Annotated in this window: 17 protein-coding genes and 1 pseudogene; 15 read left to right on the top strand and 3 right to left on the bottom strand. The window is 42.5% G+C overall.

What is annotated here, in order from left to right; translation table 11 throughout:
• Positions 1-265: 265 nt before the first annotated feature.
• Positions 266-814, top strand: coding sequence for a ferritin (locus AXE82_RS03640; RefSeq protein ID WP_007116475.1), 549 nt, complete (start codon positions 266-268; stop codon positions 812-814).
• A gap of 139 nt (positions 815-953) precedes the next feature.
• Here the strand turns inward: AXE82_RS03640 and lon are convergent, their stop codons facing one another.
• The 3 genes from lon to AXE82_RS03625 form a co-directional block, all read right to left on the bottom strand.
• Positions 954-3434, bottom strand: coding sequence for an endopeptidase La (lon, locus tag AXE82_RS03635; protein ID WP_172460488.1), 2481 nt, complete (start codon positions 3432-3434; stop codon positions 954-956).
• A 691-nt stretch (positions 3435-4125) separates the two neighbouring features.
• The gene (locus AXE82_RS03630; RefSeq protein ID WP_062331550.1) at positions 4126-4326 is read right to left on the bottom strand and encodes a hypothetical protein; all 201 of its coding nucleotides are present in this window, start codon (positions 4324-4326) and stop codon (positions 4126-4128) included.
• Positions 4327-4341: 15 nt separating this feature from the next.
• Entirely contained in the window at positions 4342-4947 is a 606-nt protein-coding gene (locus tag AXE82_RS03625; RefSeq protein ID WP_062331547.1) for a 5-formyltetrahydrofolate cyclo-ligase, read from the bottom strand.
• 481 nt (positions 4948-5428) lie between these two features.
• Here AXE82_RS03625 and AXE82_RS03620 point away from each other — a divergent pair, with 481 nt between their 5' ends.
• The 14 genes and pseudogenes from AXE82_RS03620 to AXE82_RS03560 all read left to right on the top strand — a co-directional run bounded on the left by AXE82_RS03620 (position 5429) and on the right by AXE82_RS03560 (position 19285).
• Positions 5429-6412 (top strand): AraC family transcriptional regulator, encoded by a 984-nt coding sequence (locus tag AXE82_RS03620; RefSeq protein ID WP_062331544.1) that lies wholly within the window; start codon positions 5429-5431, stop codon positions 6410-6412.
• Positions 6413-6629: 217 nt separating this feature from the next.
• Positions 6630-7526, top strand: coding sequence for a hypothetical protein (locus tag AXE82_RS03615; RefSeq protein ID WP_062331541.1), 897 nt, complete (start codon positions 6630-6632; stop codon positions 7524-7526).
• Between the two features lie 27 nt (positions 7527-7553).
• Positions 7554-8759 (top strand): type II secretion system inner membrane protein GspF, encoded by a 1206-nt coding sequence (gene gspF / locus AXE82_RS03610; RefSeq protein ID WP_062331539.1) that lies wholly within the window; start codon positions 7554-7556, stop codon positions 8757-8759.
• A 126-nt stretch (positions 8760-8885) separates the two neighbouring features.
• Positions 8886-9335, top strand: a complete 450-nt coding sequence (gspG, locus tag AXE82_RS03605) for a type II secretion system major pseudopilin GspG (protein ID WP_062331536.1) — start codon at positions 8886-8888, stop codon at positions 9333-9335.
• 214 nt (positions 9336-9549) lie between these two features.
• Positions 9550-11715, top strand: a complete 2166-nt coding sequence (locus AXE82_RS03600) for a cytochrome c biogenesis protein CcdA (protein WP_062331534.1) — start codon at positions 9550-9552, stop codon at positions 11713-11715.
• A gap of 102 nt (positions 11716-11817) precedes the next feature.
• Positions 11818-12315, top strand: coding sequence for a DUF3465 domain-containing protein (locus tag AXE82_RS12055; protein WP_227713387.1), 498 nt, complete (start codon positions 11818-11820; stop codon positions 12313-12315).
• A 78-nt stretch (positions 12316-12393) separates the two neighbouring features.
• Positions 12394-13500 (top strand): RNA-guided endonuclease InsQ/TnpB family protein, encoded by a 1107-nt coding sequence (locus AXE82_RS03590; RefSeq protein WP_062331526.1) that lies wholly within the window; start codon positions 12394-12396, stop codon positions 13498-13500.
• A gap of 17 nt (positions 13501-13517) precedes the next feature.
• Positions 13518-13628: pseudogene (locus AXE82_RS11875) on the top strand (DUF3465 domain-containing protein); the annotation flags it as partial.
• 155 nt (positions 13629-13783) lie between these two features.
• Entirely contained in the window at positions 13784-15085 is a 1302-nt protein-coding gene (locus AXE82_RS03585; protein WP_062331522.1) for a phospholipase A, read from the top strand.
• 8 nt (positions 15086-15093) lie between these two features.
• Positions 15094-15837, top strand: a complete 744-nt coding sequence (locus tag AXE82_RS03580) for a ComF family protein (protein WP_062331518.1) — start codon at positions 15094-15096, stop codon at positions 15835-15837.
• Between the two features lie 324 nt (positions 15838-16161).
• Positions 16162-16704 (top strand): pilus assembly FimT family protein, encoded by a 543-nt coding sequence (locus AXE82_RS12390; protein ID WP_167541435.1) that lies wholly within the window; start codon positions 16162-16164, stop codon positions 16702-16704.
• On the top strand, positions 16701-17273 hold the full coding sequence (gene pilV, locus AXE82_RS03570; RefSeq protein ID WP_036589582.1) for a type IV pilus modification protein PilV: 573 nt from the start codon (positions 16701-16703) through the stop codon (positions 17271-17273). Before AXE82_RS12390 ends, pilV begins: the two co-directional genes overlap by 4 nt.
• Entirely contained in the window at positions 17273-18325 is a 1053-nt protein-coding gene (locus AXE82_RS03565; RefSeq protein WP_062331512.1) for a prepilin-type N-terminal cleavage/methylation domain-containing protein, read from the top strand. Before pilV ends, AXE82_RS03565 begins: the two co-directional genes overlap by 1 nt.
• Positions 18326-18346: 21 nt before the next feature.
• Entirely contained in the window at positions 18347-19285 is a 939-nt protein-coding gene (locus tag AXE82_RS03560; protein ID WP_062331509.1) for a hypothetical protein, read from the top strand.
• The last annotated feature ends 34 nt before the right edge of the window (positions 19286-19319 follow it).

The raw sequence follows: 19319 nt of genomic DNA, 5'->3' as shown, positions 1-19319 counted from the left end.
CAGCTAAATTGAGTAAAAAACTCTGTTTGTTGCCAGCTTTTTATCTATACTGTGAGCGTCATTACCAATGTAACTTGTAATACATGACAATTTAATTCATGGCAACGAGAGGCAATAGTTTTGGTAATGCTCTATTTTTATCCTTAACAACTATATAGCCAATCTTGGTAGCCAGCCATGATAGCCAATCAGGCGATAACGTTTTCTAGTCAAGATTAGCCATCTTATAAAATGAGCCACAAAAAAATCATCAGAGGAAAATAACATGTCAAACGATAAACGTATTTCAGACGCAATGGAACAAGCGTTAAACAAGCAAATGATGGAAGAAGCCACGCAAGCGCAGGCGTATATCGCGCTCGGTAGCTGGGCGGAAGTGAACAATTACCCAGGTATTGCAGATTTTTTCTACAAGCATTCGGCTGAAGAACGTAACCATATGTTCAAATTTTTAGCCTATATCAATGAGCGTGGTGGCGAAGCTAAAATTGAAGCGATTCCTGCACCGCGTGATAACCCTGTCAGTCTCGAAACCTGTATCGAAGACGTCTGGCAACATGAGTTAGAAAATTCAAAAAAAATCTATGCACTTGTGGACCAAGCCATGGCAGAGCGCGATTGGGCAACGTTCAATTTCTTACAATGGTTTGTCAAAGAACAAATCGAAGAAGAGGCGTTAATCAATAACCTACGTGATAAATTTGCCTTGGCATCAAAAGATAAGGCGGATAACCAAAACTTCTATGAGTTAGATAAAGACATGGCATCAGCCTCCCAAGAAGGTGATTTGCCGCGCGAAAAATCGGTTGAATAATTTTTGCCTGCATAAAAAAAGCTGAGAATCAATCTCAGCTTTTTTTTACTTCTTTACTTTTTATTTCAGTTTTTATTTCAGCTTTTACTTCAGTGTCAGCTTAGCTTTTTAAGCTAGCTCTTTAAAATAGCTTTTTAAACTAGCTTTTTAAACTAATGTCACTGGCATCGACTGGCAATTGATTGGGTTTTAACGCCACTGGCTGTGATACCAACGCCGCTTTAAATACTTCATCAATCGTTTCTACTGGCTGGATGCTTAAGCCTTGTTTGACATTGTCAGGAATATCAACCAAGTCACGTTCATTGGATTTTGGAATCAACACGTGTTTGATACCGCCACGATGCGCTGCAAGCAGTTTTTCTTTCAAGCCACCGATACGCAGCACTTTGCCACGCAAAGTAACTTCGCCTGTCATGGCAATATCGGGGCGGATGGCAATACCTGTCATCGCAGAGGCTAACGCAAGCGTTAACGCAATACCAGCGGATGGACCGTCTTTGGGGGTCGCACCTTCTGGCATATGCACGTGGATATCTGTGCCTTTGAGCTTATCATAGCTGACGCCTAAGCTATCAGCACGGGCACGAACCACCGTCATCGCCGCACGAATTGACTCTTTCATCACATCGCCTAGTGAACCCGTAAAACTTAGTTCACCTTTACCTTGCACTGCAACCGCTTCAATGGTCAACAGCTCACCACCGACTTGTGTCCAAGCCAAACCTGTGACGCGACCGACTTCAGGTTCTTGCTCCGCCAAGCCATAATCGAATTGGTATACACCCAAGTAATCAGCGACATTTGAACTATCGACCGTTAATTTGTGTGCCGCGGTTTTATCTTCCGCTTTGTCTTTGCCCGATGATTCAACGTTTTGTTTCACCACTTTGCGGGCGATTTTGTTGATTTCACGTTCAAGGTTACGCACACCTGCTTCACGGGTATAACGTTGTACAATCGCTTTGAGTGCCTCATCGGTAATATCAATCTCAGTATCACTTAAGCCATTTTGCTTGATGGCTTTTGGTACTAAGTATTTATCCGCGATGCTGATTTTTTCATCTTCGGTATAACCTGGCAGACGAATCACTTCCATACGGTCAAGCAGCGCAGGCGGAATATCCATACTATTGGCAGTACAGATAAACATCACTTGGGATAAATCTAAATCCATATCAAGGTAATGATCGTTAAAGCTATGATTTTGCGATGGGTCTAACACTTCAAGCAGCGCTGAAGCAGGGTCACCACGAAAGTCTTGCGCCATTTTATCGATTTCATCGAGTAAGAATAGCGGATTTTTCACCCCCACTTTTGACAGTGATTGTACGATTTTACCTGGCATAGCACCGATGTAGGTACGTCGGTGTCCACGGATTTCGGCTTCATCTCGCACGCCGCCCAATGCCATACGGATAAACTCACGACCTGTCGCACGGGCAATGGATTCACCCAAGGAAGTTTTACCCACGCCAGGCGGTCCTACCAAGCAGAGAATCGGACCTTTTAAGGTATCCACGCGAGATTGCACTGCCAAGAACTCCAAGATGCGGTCTTTTACATCTTGTAAACCATAATGGTCAGTGTCAAGCACGTCATGGGCTTTGTTAAGGTCGATTGAGACATCACTGGTTTTGTTCCAAGGGGTATCTAAAATCCACTCGACATAGTTGCGCACGACCGATGATTCAGAAGAGGCGGCAGGCATGGTTTTGAGTTTACGAAACTCATTTTCTGCTTTTTTACGCACCGCTTCTGGCAAATCGGCTTCCGCTAAACGTTTTTCTAGCTCAGCAATGTCGTCATCGTCATAATTTTCACCGCGTTCTTCATGAAGGTCAGAAAGCTCAGATTTTATCGCTTTCATTTTTTCATTTAAGAAATACTCGCGCTGGTTGTTTTCCATCTGGCGACGTACCGCTTCTTGTAATTCTTGCTCGATATTGTGCTCAGCACTTTGCTGAATCAAATAGTCTGACAACGCTTTGATATGCGCAGTCAAATCATCGACTTCCAAGAAGTTTTGTTTAATCGATAAATTGAGTGAGACACGCGTCGCAATGAAATATACCAACTCTTCAAGTTGGGTGATACGCTCAGCCACCCGAATCAACTCGCGTGAGTTACGTAGGCGATTTTCGGCATATTTGCTAAACAAAGCAACTAACGCTTCTTTGTGCGATTTTTGCGTTTTAGCGGTCATGTTCACGGTGATAGGCGCTTTTTCAAAATCGGCAAGTAATACCGCTTCTTCCTCATCGGTGTCTTGGATATCCACTAATTTTGCACGGTACAGACCTTCAATCAGCACTTTGATGCAATTTTCGTCATTTTCATGTGGCATGGTATTGACGACACGGCACACCGTACCATATTCAAATAGATTACTGGCATCAATGTCTTCAGATAGTGAGTCTTTTTGTGCCACCACCAATACTCTATTGTCAAATTCATTTTGCGCAAGCTCGACTGCTTTGACTGAAGGCGTACGACCCACAAATAAAGCAATTTGCATTTGTGGATACACCACAACGTCACGTAAAGCTAACAATGGTAGCGTCGTGAATTCTTGCGATTCAGATGATTCTGGATTTGTCATTAAAACATCATCTTGCATATACTATGTCCCCTTAAATAACACAGCAAGCAACTGACCATTTGTGAGCAAATGATGGCTTGCTGATAGACTTAAAAATATAAATGGCGTCAATGCAAAAAATTGCAAGGCTAGCGATTCAAAGGGAAAAAAAGAATATATGAAGGGATTTAAAAGGCTAAAAGTTGTGGTGGCTAAGGCAATTTTCTAGCTCGGCATAGCAAAAAGACATTTAAAATAAGCGTCAAGATAATTAAAAAAAGCCCAAATTTGACGCTTGAAGGAAAAATATCTAGCATGGCGCCATAATCTTCAATTATTAAACGCTCGTATTGGGCTTGACTTCCTCCCCTCTCTAAAGCAAGGGGATTCCTTCTGCAAGACGGTGAAGCCCCACCGCAAACCTTAAATAGTGGCAACCGCCCGTACGACACACCGTACATTTAAGGTTTTTATTTTAAACTAATCCTACCGTTAGGATTGTCAATAGACACGGATTAGCTTAAGTGTGTGTTTGGAATGTCTTACCAGTTAAGTTACTGCGTACTCGCAATTTAGTCTTAACTTAACTGTTGAGTGCAAGACATTAAATATAGTGATATGAGTATAGCAAATCTTATAGAGTTAAGCAATTGCCTTATATCCACCGCCTAAAGGCGGTGGTTTTACGGCAACGGCTGATAAAGTCACTCTAATATTGATTCATTACTGCCTAAAAATCGTCCAAGTCTTCAGAATTCACTCGGGTAAAGGCATCCGCTTGGGTTAAAAGTTGCGTTAATCTGTCGGGATTCATCACGCTGGCAATTTCTGCATCGCTTAACTCATTAAGATTTTCAGTTAATTTGGCATTATTAGTGGGTGAATCTGAAGCGGTAGTTGGAATGTTGTCATTGTTTTTTTTATCGTTCATCTAATGATTATCCATTTATTGTTTAGACACCAAATAGCGTCTAAATATCCATAGTTTACTCGGCGTGATAAGGGCATCAAGCTTGATATCCCAAGGATTGCTGTCAAGTTTGTCAACCAATTGAAAATCATAAGCCCAGCCAATTTTAAGTGGTTTGTTTTTAGCCTTGGCTAAGGTGCGGTCATAGTAACCGCCGCCCATGCCCATACGATTGCCAATTTTATCCGCTGCCACTAGCGGCATAAATACTACATCAAGCGCCGCCACTTTAACCATTTTTCCTTGCTCAGGTTGGCGCATGCCCAGTGGGTGACGAGGCAGGCGAGATTGTCGCCAAGTTTTTTGGCTAAACTCGATAAATACAAGCGGCTGATGTTTGCCAGTGACGACAGGTAAATAAATACCATAGCCGCGCTGTCTTGCCCAATCCATCAGCGGCTGGGTAGGCATTTCCCCAAAGGCATCTGCAAAAATCCCGATTTTGACATTTTTGCCAGTTAAAGCAGGATGCTGTAGCCGGTTTAAACCTCGTCGTGCTTGATAAGCCGCACGATTACGGTGGCGCTTGGATAAGCGTAGACGTTGTTGACGTAACTGTTTACGCAAGTGATGAGTATTCATAGATTCATAGTGATGATGGATTGGTTATAGACTATAGTTAAGCCTTCAGTTAAGCCATTGATAATAAATCAAAATCAAAAAAAAGCCAAATGGCTGATTTGGCTGATTAGGTTTAGTTGCTTAGCTATTTATTCACTTATTTATTTGTTTAGACACCCAAATATCATATCGCTAGTGTATAACCCATAACAAGTGTTCACTACCTGTTATTATATGTTAAGCCATTGCCTTTGAAATATTTGAAAAATAAAGCATTTTTATGACTGGTAATACTGGATTTTAATAGCCCTACAAACTCAAACTTAACCAGCAGCGCCTGTAAAAGATGATATGATTGCTGACAATGAGAATGACGGTTTATGTATACGTCTTTAAATTTTTATCTCAAGTCCAATTACCAAAGTTTGACTTGTAAGTTAGCTAGTTTGTAGTTTATGTTGCATTTTTTTAAATTGCTGTGCCAATAACTTAGGAAAAATTCATGGATGCACTCAGTATGTTGCTTGAAGATATACATTTGTATCAAACTCAGTATCACTATATACACGCCACTGGGGAGTGGTCGTTTGAGTTAGATAAAAAAGATTGTATCGTGTTTTATTTGATTACCACAGGTGGGATTAGTATTAAGGTCGATGATGTGTATCGCAACGCACACGCGCGCGATGTGGTCATGGTGCCCGGCGGCAAAAAACACCTTATTTGTGGTGTGGGGCAATCTGATATCCCATCAATTGACATTGCCCCGTTATTAACTAGCCAGACTGTTGAAACTATCAACTTGGGTAAACCCGCTATTCATAGCCAAGGTGATGAGCCAGCGCAAACAACTGAAATGGTCGCGATTGTATGCCATTACGATCGAGAGATCACGCGCCCGTTACTCAGCGCTTTACCAAAAATTTTGCCAGAAAGCGAATCAAACGATGAGCAAAAAATGATTATGCTTGATTTGGGTGTCAAATTTTTGGCATTAGAGTCTGAGCAGAACCGACTTGGCAAAATGACCATTATCAATCGTATCGCCAGTATTTTGATGATTGAGTGTGTACGCAGCTATATTGAAGACTTGCCCGAAGCGACAGATAATTGGCTAAAAGCTGTGAAAGACCCTTATCTTGCCAAGGCGTTGGCGGTCATGCATGATCGACCCGAGACCAATTGGACCATTCATAAGTTAGCCGAGGTCGCCGGGATGTCACGCAGTAGTTTTGCCGAGCATTTTCGGGAGGTGGTGGGGGTGCCGCCGTTAACTTATTTAACCGACTATCGACTTCGTCTTGCCGCGCGGTATTTACGGCTACAAGAAAATAGCATCAGCCGTATCAGTGAGTTAGTGGGTTATGCCTCCGATAGTACCTTTAGCCAAGCATTCAAACGCGTCTATAAAGTGTCACCACGAAAATATCGCCAGTCGTTTCGAACCGATAGTGTGCATTTTGCTGACAGCTTGAGCGAGCAATAAGTCGGTAGTTGAGAACCCTGAGTAACCACAAAAAAGCAGGTTTGCTGCGGTTTTGTGGTTATCGCCTCTTTTATAGCAAGCTGTATGTCTTATAGCCAGTTTATGGCAACTAAGAATGACCAGTCTATTTTCATAGCAATATCTGTTAGGTTATGTCGACAGGGGTATGATATAGTGACAAGCACTGTCCCATATTTTATCAGCTGCGATTGCCAACATGGAAACTTCAACTACCAAAGGTCAACCTGTCGAAGCACATGGCTTGCACATCAAGCCCAATCCAGAACACCCTGCGATGGACCATCGTGGTGTTAACCCAATGGATGTTACCAGCCACTACACCGCCGTGTTTCATGCACAAGAAAACGCGGTGACCCAGTATTTTGAGCACTCCCAACCCCACCAACTGTTATTTTATATCTCCAGTAAAAAATCCCAGTTTATTGAAACTAAAAAACTGCAAGTCGCCAAATATTTAAACATGCGCGATAATGTTGGGCTGATGCAACTGCAGCATTTGTTCAATAATTTACATATCGTCGATGATTTGGTGATGTCCATTAGCCATCATTTACCGCCGCAGCGACCGATTGGTTGGCAGATTGTCAGCCAAAACAAAAATTTAATGAACCTGCCAACCGTAGGCTTGCTGCCATCATCCGCTGATTTCCGTGGTCTTGAGCATAGTTTGGCGGCAACCGTGATTGAGTTTTTAGGGGTGGCATGCTATCACAATGACCGGGGTTATTTTGTCGGGCATATTTTAGGTTATCTATTTAGTTGTTATTATTTTGCCCATCTCGGTGTCAACTATTCAGTCACCCCGTTAAAAGAGGCAGCGATTCCCAATTACCCTTACCAAGTCATCAATGTGGCAGAATTGGTGAGACTATTGCAATCACTCGATGAGTCGCTCAAAGCGCAAGTTTATCAATTAGCCATCTATTGTGCGCAAATCAGTGAATACGCGGTTGATAAACGAATCGAGAAAATGCTGATTACCGAGGTCAATAGCTTTAACAAACAAGACTTGCGCGATGAGCTATCGGTATTGGTACAATATGATTGCAATGAAAACGAGTCTTTATTTCAGCCTATTAAGCCTTTAAAATAACGCTAATCTTACCCGTTGGGAACTCACATGCCCGCATTTCAGTATAAAGCCATGGATACCCAAGGCAAGTCACACCAAGGTATTCTTGAAGCCGATTCTGCTAGGCTAATCCGCCAACAACTGCGTGATAAAAATTTACTGCCTGTCGAAGTCTCACCTGTACAAAAAACCGATGTCAGTCGCAACCGATTGTGGCAAAAAGGGGTAGGTGCGTATGATTTGGCATTAATCACCCGCCAATTGTCGGTGTTGTTGGCAGCGTCGATACCGATAGAACAAGCGTTGCAAGCGATTGCCAAACAAAGCGAAAAGCCGCATGTCAAAGCGTTGATGCATGGCGTACGCGGCAAAGTATTGGAAGGCTATAGCCTAGCGAGCGCGCTACAAGACTCCGGTAATTTTCCAGCAATTTATATCGCCACCATTGCCGCAGGTGAGCGCTCAGGGCATTTGGATTTGATTTTAAACCAGTTAGCTGATTACACCGAAAATCGCTTTGCCATGCAAAAAAAGGTACAAGGCGCGATGGTGTATCCGATAATCTTACTGATGATGGCGGTGGCAGTGGTGGTGGGCTTGATGAGCTTTGTCGTGCCAAAAATAGTCAAAGTGTTTGAACAATCCGAGCAAGCGCTGCCGTGGATTACCCAAGTGGTGTTGGCACTGTCTAATCTCTTAACCCAATGGTGGTGGCTGATATTAGGGGGGCTAATCGGTGCGGTGTTTTTATTTGTGAAGTTTATTAAAACAGCGGCAGGCAAAGCCGCTTTTGACCAAGTTGTCTTGCGCTTGCCGGTGTTTGGTAAATTATCGCGAAATCTTAACGCATCACGTTTTGCCAGTACGTTAGCGATTTTGGTACGCTCAGGGGTGCCGTTGGTGGAAGCACTAGCCATCGGCGCGGCAGTCACCACCAATACCCATATCAAACATACCATCGCGAGCGCAACAGAAAAAGTCACCGAAGGCGCAAGCCTATCAAGCCAGCTTGAGCGCAGTAATTATTTTCCGCCGATGATGGTACAGATGATTAAAAGCGGCGAGAACTCAGGCGAGCTTGATGACATGCTGACGCGTGCAGCAGCGATGCAGCAAAATGAAGCCACCAATATGATTAGCACGCTATTGTCACTACTTGAGCCGCTGATGTTGGTACTGATGGGGGTGATAGTCATGACCATTGTAATGGCAGTGATGCTACCGATTATCAATATGAATGATTTGGCAGGCTAAAACCTAAAACCGCCAAATAATTAATGGCTAAATAATCCGACAAAATTAACCAAATCGGTATGCAAATTGTCAAAAAAGCCGTGTAAAATCCTAACACCTTATCAAAAAGCGCTAAAAATCTAAAAAATGGAAATTCGTATGTGTTGTGCTCATGTATCAAAAAATCGTCAAGCGGGTTTTACCTTAATTGAAGTCATGGTAGTGATTGTCATTTTGGCAATTTTGGCAGGTCTAGTGGTGCCCAAAGTGGTGGGTCAAAGTGACAAAGCCCGCATCAAAACCACCGAAACGGCTTTATCCACCACCTCAAATGCCATTGATATGTTTAAAGTGGACAATGGTCGCTATCCCACCACCCAAGAAGGCTTAGAAGCCTTAAATAAGCCACCACAAGGTGCCAAAAACTGGCCAGAGGGCGGGTATATTAAAGGCGGTTTCCCGAAAGATGGCTGGGATAATGAGCTACAATACGTTATCCCAGGTACCGAAGGCAGAACCTATGATTTATTCTCATTGGGCGCTGATGGCAAAGAAGGCGGCGAAGGTCAAGACGCAGACATTTTTGCTAAATTATAAGTTTGGTGCTGTTACTGGGTTAACAAAATCAGAGTCACGCACTCTGATTTTTTTTGCTAGGTTTTTGGGCGGGGATTGGCTAAAATTAGCCGTCATAATATAATTACGTGGCTTAAAACGTATAAAGTCTGAAACGTATAAATCTGAAACGTATAAATTTAAAACCTGTGAATTTAAAACATATGAGAAGTTGCCTTTGAAAAATATATCCCTTATGCCTACGCCATTGTGTTGTTTTCGAACCTTGAGTCGTCATGTCTGTTTGCTTGGTACGCTACTGGCTGTCACTAGCCTCACTATGCCAAGCGCGCAAGCGATTAGTTTAAGCGAGGTTTTTGGCGGCAGTGACAATCCCAGCTTGAGCGCCAAAGACAAGCCGCTACCGGTGCATGAGGCTTTTAAAGTCTACACTGAGCAAAAAGGGCAAGTAGTGACCATTCATGTGGATGTCAAAGCAGGCTATTATGCGTATCGGGATAAATTAACCTTACAATTACCTGACGGGGTAACAGCGACACCACTACAATTTAGTGCAGCACCGACTTATGTGGATGACCCGGATTTTGGTCGGGTGCCTGTGTTTGAACACCCCTTTACTGCCACAACCACGTTGAGCGCGGATAAGGCAATCACCTCACAACCTGCTACGGTCAAATGGCAGGGCTGTGCCAAAGTAGGGCTTTGCTATCCCCCTGAAAAGACCAAATTTGTCATCACCCAATTGGCCGCTTCCACCAAAAATGGCGCAAAAAAATCAGACGCAATGTCGTCAAAAACCGCCCAAGCCAAAGTCACCAATACTGTGGCGACGACCAATGATGCCGCCCCGACAACGACTCAGCAATCTGCTAGCTTGACCCCTGCTAAAACCGTCGATGAGGCAACTAGCCCACCGTCTGCCAAACCAGCGATTTCCGGTGGCAGTACAGCCGCAGCGGGGCAGCAAGTCGCATTGACCCCAGTGACCGATGCTTCAGCCACCGATGTCTTAACCACAGCGCAGTTAACCGCATCCGCCCCTGTCGTATCTATGGCATCGTCTCAACCTGCCCAAACAACTGTCATGACTAAACCCGCGGCTGCATCGGCGGCGGCAACGAGTTTGACAGCTAGCGCTAGCAATCAAGATATTTTTGGATTGACCAAGCATAGCGGTGTTGCGTTATTGCTGTTGTTTTTAGCGGGATTAGGGTTGGCTTTTACCCCTTGTGTGCTACCCATGCTGCCGATTGTAGCCAATATCGTTGCCCGTCAACATCGTCCATCTGCCAAAAAAGGGTTATTACTCACGGGCAGTTATGGTTTGGGTGTTGCCACCAGTTATGGCATTTTGGGCGCAGTGATTGCGTTATTTGGGCAATCTTTGGGGATACTAAACTGGCTACAAAACCCTGTTATTTTGCTAATTTTTGCAGGGCTATTTATCCTGCTTGGACTGTACATGTTGGATGTCATTCGCTGGCAACTGCCGCATGCGCTTCGTGTTAAGTTCCAAAAAATCAGCCAAATTGGGGCAAATCGACTCGGTAGCTTAAGTGGTAGTTATTTGACGGGCTTGTTCTCTGCGCTGGTTGTCTCGCCTTGTGTGACGGCACCCCTTGCAGGTGCGTTGGCAGGTGTGGCAGCGCTGGGTGATCCTGTGATGGGGTTTGCCGCATTGTTTTTATTGGGGCTTGGGCTATCCACACCGCTCATTTTACTGGGCGCCACCCAAGGTAATTTTATGCCAAAAGCAGGCGAGTGGATGAACTGGGTCAAAACCAGCTTTGGTTTGCTGTTATTTGGCGTCGCTTTATTGATGATAGAGCGTATATGGCTATCAAGCGGGATGCTGATGCTATGGGCGCTGTGGTTTGCTGTGATTGGCTTATGGCTGTGGCGCTGGCAGGGCAAAAAAGGTCAATTACTCACTCAAGCACTAGCATTGCTAGCATGGATTTGGTCAGCGTGTCTGGTGATAGGCGCTGCCTCAGGTAGTCAAGATAGTTGGCAGCCGCTTAACAAGCTTGTGAATACTTCAGGGCAATCGGCATTCACGGCAACAAAGACCACCCAAACGATTACAATCACTAAACTGTCAGAGCTTGAACCCTTGCTTACGCAATATCCAAAGCTAGTCGTCGATGTCACCGCAGAGTGGTGCATTGAATGTCGTATCATGGATAAAATTTTTGCCAACCCGCCGCAAAGTTTAGCCAGCTGGCAAGTTGTCAAACTCGATGTGACTGACAATACGGCGGATAGCCAAGCAATCTATAAAAAACTAGCCGTGTTCGGTCCGCCTGTATTGTTGTTTTACCAAAACGGTCAACTGGTAGCAAGACAAAACGGTGCAGTCAAACGCTCTGATTTTGAGCAACTTTTGTCCCAATTAAATTAACTCTAAACTCAGTTAAAGAAAATTCAGTTCAAGAAAACTCAGTTCAAGAAAACTCAGTCAAATGATTCATTGACCCATTCAACCATAAAGGTTAAATAAAAATTGAACTATCACTTAGCAAAGTCTATAGCCATCCCGTTAACTTTCGGGGTGCTAATTTTTGTCACTGGGTGTTCCCATGAAGGCAATGCCGACCAACAGCCAAGGCAAAATAAAAGCCAAAACCAAAGCGGAAATAGCCAGTTAGCAAGCCCAAATTCACCGTTAGTGGACTCAAAGTCCAATCAACAGACGGCTAAAAATTCAGCAAGTTATACTGACAAAAAACGTCAGGCAACAAATATTCAATGCAACAACGCCGTCATTAATCAAGCTTATCAAGCCAAAAATCCCAGCGTTAAACGACAGGTATTAGGGTGTGGTACGGTGATTAAAGTGCTAAAAGACGATAATGAGGGTAGCCGCCATCAAAAATTTTTGGTCAAAATTGATAACTACCCAAACATCACGGTGTTAATTGCCCATAATATTGATTTGGCACCGCGCATCGAGGGTATTCAAGCCAACAATCCCATTCGTTTTTATCCTCCGTTGCCGTAAAACCACCGACTTTAGGCGGTGGATATAAGGCAACTCATACACTATAACGCTTGCATAAATTTTGCTAAAATAATTTGCATGAAAACACTCAAGCTACGCATACGAGATAAACACACAGCAAAGCTTAACCGCCTAAGCGGTTCGGTCAATTTCGTATGGAACTACGTCAATGACTTGAGTTACAAGCACCTACAAAAAACTGGTAAATTCTTTTCAGCTTATGATTTGAACGAATACACCAAAGGTAGCGGTGAATTACTGGGGTTACACTCGCAAACCATTCAAGCCATCAATGAAACCCACGCCAAAGCTAGAAAACAATTCAAAAAAGCTAAACTATCATGGCGAACCAACAACCCAAATTCAAAACGTAAATCATTAGGTTGGCTACCATTTAAACAATCTGCCATTAAGCATATTGCCACGCACCAAACAGGCAAAAAGGGCTTAAAATCCACCTTGCAACTAAGCCTAGCCAAAGGACAAAAACTAGTCATTGACCTATGGGACAGCTACAACCTTAGCCTATACCAAATCAACACATGCGAATTGGTACAAGACAGCCGTAACCGTTGGTATGCCTGTATCACCGTCAAAGACTACCCCAAGACACAATGCGGTACAGGCAGTGTAGGCATTGACTTAGGACTTAAAGACAGTGCCACCGCCTCAAATGGCAATAAATTACAAATCAAACAAACGCTCAAATATGCTAAAGCGTTAGCCATTGCTCAAAGAGCTAAAAACAAACAACGTATCAAGGCTATCCATGCCAAAATCAAAAATACACGCCAAGACCTCATCCATAAATTCACCACCCAATTAGTCAAGGACAATGCCCTAATCGTGGTCGGTGATGTGAAAACCACCCAATTTAACAGTAAAAAAAGCAAACTCGCCAAATCGGTTTACGATGCAGGTTGGTTTGAACTCAAAAGGCAACTGACCTACAAATGCGAGAACGCAGGTTGCCGTTTTGAAATCGTGAATGAGAGATACACGACCCAGCGATGTTCGTGTTGCGGGGAAATCACCGCCAATAGTCCGAAAGGTAGAAAATCGCTTGGAATAAGAGAATGGATATGTGCTTCGTGTGGCACATGGCATGATAGAGATATCAATGCCAGTAAGAACATTCTTGCGGTCGGGCTTGACCGTCTTGTAGAAGGAATCCCCTTGCTTTAGCAAGGGGAGGAAGTCAAGGTGAATATATTTATAACAATAAAGGTGGCGTTGTACATTGGACACACCGTGACCCCGCTAGCCGTCATCAAGACGGTTGGCTTGAGTATCAAGGTCAGCAGTATCATTAGAATTACCCATACAAGCACCCATAGAAATACCAATAATTGACGAGCCAATAGTTGATTAAAACTTTACTTTACTGTTAAAAATTATTATGCATTTGTTAACTATTTTTCATCAATTTTTGCTATCATGAACGATATTTTTGTAAGAAGGTCAACCTATGTTACAACTTACGCTTTACCGCACTGCTTTATCGCTTGCTATACTAGCCACACTAACAGTTACAGCAACTACGCAGGCAAAAACTTCAACAAAAGCTTCAACAAAAGCTTCAACAAAAGCTTCAACAAAACCCTCAACACAAGATTCAACAAAAACTTTAATAACAACAACCGTTATTCCTGTCGACGAGCAAACGCTGCTAACCTGTTCAAAAATCACTGACAATGTCGCGCGTCTAGCTTGTTTTGACAAGATAAGCGTTGGTAAAATCGAACCCGAAGCCAAGGCGCCCCTTGATATTGCCAAAACCTTGAAAGTGAGTATCAAAGAAGGTAAAGCAGTGCCCGTGTTAGCCGTGGATCAAACGGCAACCGTCTTGACTCCCACTAAAAACGAGCAAAAAAAACTGGATCATTTAGTGCCCAACAAGCAAGACAAAACAATCTTAAAACAAGTGGGGGTGACTGCAACGGATGTGGAAAAATATACGCCACTGAGTGTGTTATATGACTTGGATAAAAATGATCCCAAAGGGATACTGACGATACGTCCACATTTGCCCATGTATGTCATGCCGCTTTGGTACAACGCGACGCCAAACTATGATATTCATTCACCCACCCAAGATCATGTTCGCGCATCGAAAGATTCTTTGCAGCACTTAGATAGCAAGCTGCAAATTTCAATGAAAACCAAGCTTGCCCAAGATGTGTTCGATACCAATGCCGATGTTTGGCTTGGCTATACCCAGCAGTCTTATTGGCAAGTGTACAATGGTAAGTATTCAAGACCTTTTCGCAGCTCAGATTATCAGCCAGAGATATTTTTGACACAGCCTATCAAGGGTAATCTGCCTGGAAATGGGTCATTAAGAATGTTAGGCGCGGGGCTCGTGCATGAATCAAATGGACAATCAGACCCGTTATCCCGTTCTTGGAATCGTATCTATGCGATGGCAGGGACGGAGTGGGGCAAACTCACCGTGATTCCAAGACTGTGGCTCATCGCATATGAAAACAGTAAAGACTCGGATAACCCAGATATCGGGGACTACATGGGCTATGGCGATGTGCGTTGGTTGTATCCGCTTAATGACCAAAGCACAGTGGGTGGTGTGATGCGTTATAATCCAAGTACCAATAAAGGCGCTATACAGGTAGACTACGCCTATCCATTGAAAGGCGGTATGAAAGCGATTTTACAAGTATTCCATGGCTATGGTGAAAATATCCAAGACTATAATCATAAGAGCACCAATATCGGTCTTGGTATCATGTTCAATGATTTTAAAGGGCTTTAACTGCGTTTATGGCAATCATAGCCCCCTTGCCTTGGTGGCGATTGCCCTTTGCCATGGCGCTAGTGTATCAAGCGAAAGTTCATCACCGTTGCCAACTATGTGGCATCAATGATTGCGCTGCAGCAGGCTTTGATAACTTAGCACCGCGTCATCATGACCATTGGTTCAATCGACAGCAATTTCTTTGTCAGCCATGCCATAGCCAGTTTGCATGGTCCACGTCATTTTTTACTTTGCAACTAAAGCAAACGTCACTGCGTGGCGTAGCTAGCGGCTACTATCAATATCCCCTCAATAAAATCATGCTTGGGTACAAAAATGGGCAGCAATTACATCATCTGCCCGTTTTGGTTCAGGCTATCAGACAACTGCATATTCCCAAAGGTTGTCATTCAAAAAACTCTTTAATCGTTAAAGTGCCAACAAGTCTACAGCGCATTAGGCAACGCGGCTTCGATCCGCTTGCCATTTTAACCGCTTATCTAAGCTTTCACTGGCAAATCCCTGTTTTTACGGGTGTGCAGCGAATGGACCGACCTCACCAGCAGGGTCTAAGCCGAGAGGAGCGTTTAGATAATATCAAAGATGCGTTTTCTCTGACAGATATGCCCCCTAGCAAAAATTTGATTTTGTTTGATGATGTGGTCACCACAGGTGCCACCCTGTCTGAATTGGCTAATCTACTCACAAATTATTACCCATCTGCCCATATTCATGCGTATTCAGTCTTGCATGGTAAGGTTTTGCATTAGGTCCTGCTTGTGTGTTTGGCGACCAAACTTGCACCGCCATATTGTTAAAGCTTGCAGATAAAGGCGGGCTACCAATGGGTTGTTGGAAGGATGCTTTAAAAGACTAAGCTAAAAATGATTTGATAATACGTGAGTGACCTTTTGTCCTAATTCACTTAGCAACGATAAGTGGCTTAGGTAAATTACCGTTAGTAAACTTTAGGTATGACAATTAACAAAAATACCGCGATAATAGGTATATTTTTTGCTTTAATGTTAGAATTATTTGTGCTAGCAAACATGGTATGATAGGTCGTTTATTGAGGGATGTGGATGGGTATCGTGATGAAAGTTTTGAACAGACAGTATCATCGTAACCAAGGTCGTGACCAAGGTTTTACGCTGATTGAGCTTGTCATCACCATTGCGATTATAGCTATCATTGCCGCGATGGCAGCGCCCAGTATGCAAAAACAGATACAACAAGCGAGAATCAAAGATGGGGCAAACATCATTGAAGCTGCGCTAAAAGATGCTAGAACCCAAGCAATGATTGCTCAGCGATCTACTAGGGTAGTGCTAACCAACAGCGCATCAAGCAAAAAAATTACCGTATTGTATGTAAAAAGGTCGTCAACGGATGCCGATGAAATGCTATCTGATTATAGGCTAGACAAAAATTTGACGATTACCACTAGCCCGACTGCCTTAACTGCAGTTAGTTTTACCCCTTACAAAAAAGCTTACCAAGGGGACACGGGAACAGGGACTCTTACAGATAGTTCGACCAGTTTTTCAGTGTGTTATGGCGCTGGGTCTGATAAATATACCATTACGGTCGATGCAAGCAGTAATATTGTCACTCGCAAAAATGGGACGTGTTCATGAACTCACAAAAAGGTATTGGATTGGTTGAAGTTTTGGTAGCTTTACTTTTACTTGCGATTGCTGTTTTGGGATTTTCGGCAATGCAGATGACCGCTATTAAAGCGACCAGTGAAAGCATGATGCGTAACCGTGCAATGGATGTCATAAAAACATTATCAGAGAGTATGCGCAGTATGCCAAACTCCAATACTGTCTTTAAGACAACTTTGAATAATAAATTCACAGCTGTGACAATTGCAGACACAGATAACCCAACAAATAAATTTTGTGAAAGTGTGGTACAGGATGAAAATCTACAAGAGTGCTTAAACGCGTCGACGAGCAAAAAATGTACGCAAGATCAGACGGTTGCTTTTACTGTGAATAATATGGTTAAAGCATCTTGTGCAAAAGATATTTCATTGAATATGATCACCTGTCCAAATACAACTGGCGTTAATGAACGTCAATGTATCATTGCAGCATGGGGTGATACGAAAGCTCAGATAGGCTCAAATATTAGGGATTGTGCAGATGACTCGGGTATTTACAAATCTGGTGCAAGTTGCCTTATTATGGAGACTTATTGATGGTTAAAGTAAATACTAACTTCGATAAGAATGATAAAAAATTTTTTTTATCTTCTAATAGTGGTTTTACGCTAATTGAATTAATGATATCTCTAGTATTAGGTTTAATTATTTCAGCTGCCGTAATGCAGATTTATCTCATAAATGCAAAAACAAGTGCTACGCAAAAAGCTAATTCCGATATCATTGATGCTAGCGTTTTTGGAATACCCTTGCTAGAAAATCATTTAAGATTGGCAAATCTAGGTACTGCCGATAAAGTTACCAGTGATGAATATGGTGCGGGCATTATTATGGCTAGTAAAAATATCGAAAACGTTAAAATTATCAAAGGCACTTTAAATACTGATATATCAGACAAACTATTTACCAAGTCAGGGGATATTACTGATAAAGGTACAGATAATGAATGGACAGGTGTTAGCAATGTTGATAAGGCAAGCGGTCAACTTACTATTCAGTTTCGAGCACCCCAAAAAATGTATGATTGTGAAGGAAATGTCGCACTGGGACCTAGACAAGTTACCATCAATGGCGTCAAAAAAACCATTGATGGGCAAATAGTTGTGGAGCGGTATTATCTCAGAGCGTCTGACAATACAAAGCCTACCGAGTTGTCACTTTATTGCGACGCTGGAAAATATATTACTGAAACGATTGATGACTATACTGAACAAGGGGAATCGAAAATCGCTTCAACCATCCTTACTGATAAAAATATTTTAAAAGATTTTGGAGATGCTGGAGGCATAATAGTCCCCAACATCGACTATTTTGATATTTTACTAAAAACAAAATTGTCTGATACAGAATACAGTTATTATACGGTCAAAGAGTATTTGGCTTTAAAAGCCGCTTTGCCACCTATTGTAGGGATTAAAATTGCTGGAATTACTCGATCTTCAAAAGGCAGTGTTGGAGATATTAGTAATCAAGTAGATTTTTATAATGTATTAGGTCAAAAAGTTAGTTTAAAAGATTCATCTAATTCAAATAAATCCTTTAGCCGTGCTGTATTTGAACATGAAATAGCTTTACGTAATGCTCGTTAAAAAGCTACAGAGGAAGGAAACATGAGTACACGCACTAATTTTAAGTTGCACTCCCAATCTGGAGCAGCCCTAATCGTAGTATTGTTATTTTTAGTACTAATAGCTTTGGCAGGTGCGATAGCAATTCGACAAAGTAATACTGATTTAAAATTGGCAACCGCAGATCAAATTGATACCTTGTTACTTAATACATCTGATAATACCCATAAAACGATGGAAAATATTATAAATGCAAGTCCAACAGATGCAAAGGCTATAACTCAAAAGAATATTATGTTAGGTCCTTTTGGAAGTTTTGGCTATTTTATGGGTATTGGTAATAATAATCGTGGCGATCAAGTCGTATTTTGTTATCGTCCAAACAATAACTATTTCTTTAGAATGAGTGAAGCAACTATCGTTACCCCTAATGGTGGCAGTAAATTAGTATCTGGTTCTGGTACAGCAGGGTTTTGTAATCCAGGTAAGTCAAGCGATTATACCAACGCTCGCAAGAATGTCATGACCCAAGTAGCGGTAACCATGCCAAGTGATAGCACAGCGTTGTTAGGAGAAGCATTTGAGCATGTACCATTGGGTAAAAGTGTATCGACTTCTGATGTTCTAAGTTCATCTTATAAATTCAGAATTTTTAGTACGTCGTTATTGCCTAGTTTAGCACAGTCGTCTACATCAGATGCTGATATTAATAATTGTCTCAAAAAACCCAATGAAAACCCGAGTGATTATGGGTTTACAGAAAAAAATGATCAAGGTGTAGATGAGGCTAAATCTTATGATGAAACTGTATCAGCTTGTCTAGCTAAAAAAGGCATTCCTGCAAAAACCGTTGTCGAAGAGGCAACGCTGGAAAACAGACAGACGCCGACTACTTGTAATGACTATGGCAAAGGGAATGGTAAGTTAAGTGTTGGCTGCCAAAATCTGCTAAATGCCAACGAAGATGGCACGCCAAAGTAAGTTTATGGATTAATGATATCAAAGTTTTTTACAA

It is taken from the genome of Moraxella osloensis (genome assembly GCF_001553955.1).
GTDB lineage: Bacteria > Pseudomonadota > Gammaproteobacteria > Pseudomonadales > Moraxellaceae > Faucicola > Faucicola osloensis.
This window is presented reverse-complemented; position numbering and strand designations above follow the sequence as displayed.

Bases quoted from the DNA above. Each gene is read 5' to 3' on its own strand.
- AXE82_RS03640 (WP_007116475.1), top strand. From the start codon at position 266: ATGTCAAACGATAAACGTATTTCAGACGCAATGGAACAAGCGTTAAAC.
- lon (WP_172460488.1), bottom strand. From the start codon at position 3,434: ATGCAAGATGATGTTTTAATGACAAATCCAGAATCATCTGAATCGCAA.
- AXE82_RS03630 (WP_062331550.1), bottom strand. From the start codon at position 4,326: ATGAACGATAAAAAAAACAATGACAACATTCCAACTACCGCTTCAGAT.
- AXE82_RS03625 (WP_062331547.1), bottom strand. From the start codon at position 4,947: ATGAATACTCATCACTTGCGTAAACAGTTACGTCAACAACGTCTACGC.
- AXE82_RS03620 (WP_062331544.1), top strand. From the start codon at position 5,429: ATGGATGCACTCAGTATGTTGCTTGAAGATATACATTTGTATCAAACT.
- AXE82_RS03615 (WP_062331541.1), top strand. From the start codon at position 6,630: ATGGAAACTTCAACTACCAAAGGTCAACCTGTCGAAGCACATGGCTTG.
- gspF (WP_062331539.1), top strand. From the start codon at position 7,554: ATGCCCGCATTTCAGTATAAAGCCATGGATACCCAAGGCAAGTCACAC.
- gspG (WP_062331536.1), top strand. From the start codon at position 8,886: ATGGAAATTCGTATGTGTTGTGCTCATGTATCAAAAAATCGTCAAGCG.
- AXE82_RS03600 (WP_062331534.1), top strand. From the start codon at position 9,550: ATGCCTACGCCATTGTGTTGTTTTCGAACCTTGAGTCGTCATGTCTGT.
- AXE82_RS03590 (WP_062331526.1), top strand. From the start codon at position 12,394: ATGAAAACACTCAAGCTACGCATACGAGATAAACACACAGCAAAGCTT.
- AXE82_RS03585 (WP_062331522.1), top strand. From the start codon at position 13,784: ATGTTACAACTTACGCTTTACCGCACTGCTTTATCGCTTGCTATACTA.
- AXE82_RS03580 (WP_062331518.1), top strand. From the start codon at position 15,094: ATGGCAATCATAGCCCCCTTGCCTTGGTGGCGATTGCCCTTTGCCATG.
- AXE82_RS12390 (WP_167541435.1), top strand. From the start codon at position 16,162: ATGAAAGTTTTGAACAGACAGTATCATCGTAACCAAGGTCGTGACCAA.
- pilV (WP_036589582.1), top strand. From the start codon at position 16,701: ATGAACTCACAAAAAGGTATTGGATTGGTTGAAGTTTTGGTAGCTTTA.
- AXE82_RS03565 (WP_062331512.1), top strand. From the start codon at position 17,273: ATGGTTAAAGTAAATACTAACTTCGATAAGAATGATAAAAAATTTTTT.
- AXE82_RS03560 (WP_062331509.1), top strand. From the start codon at position 18,347: ATGAGTACACGCACTAATTTTAAGTTGCACTCCCAATCTGGAGCAGCC.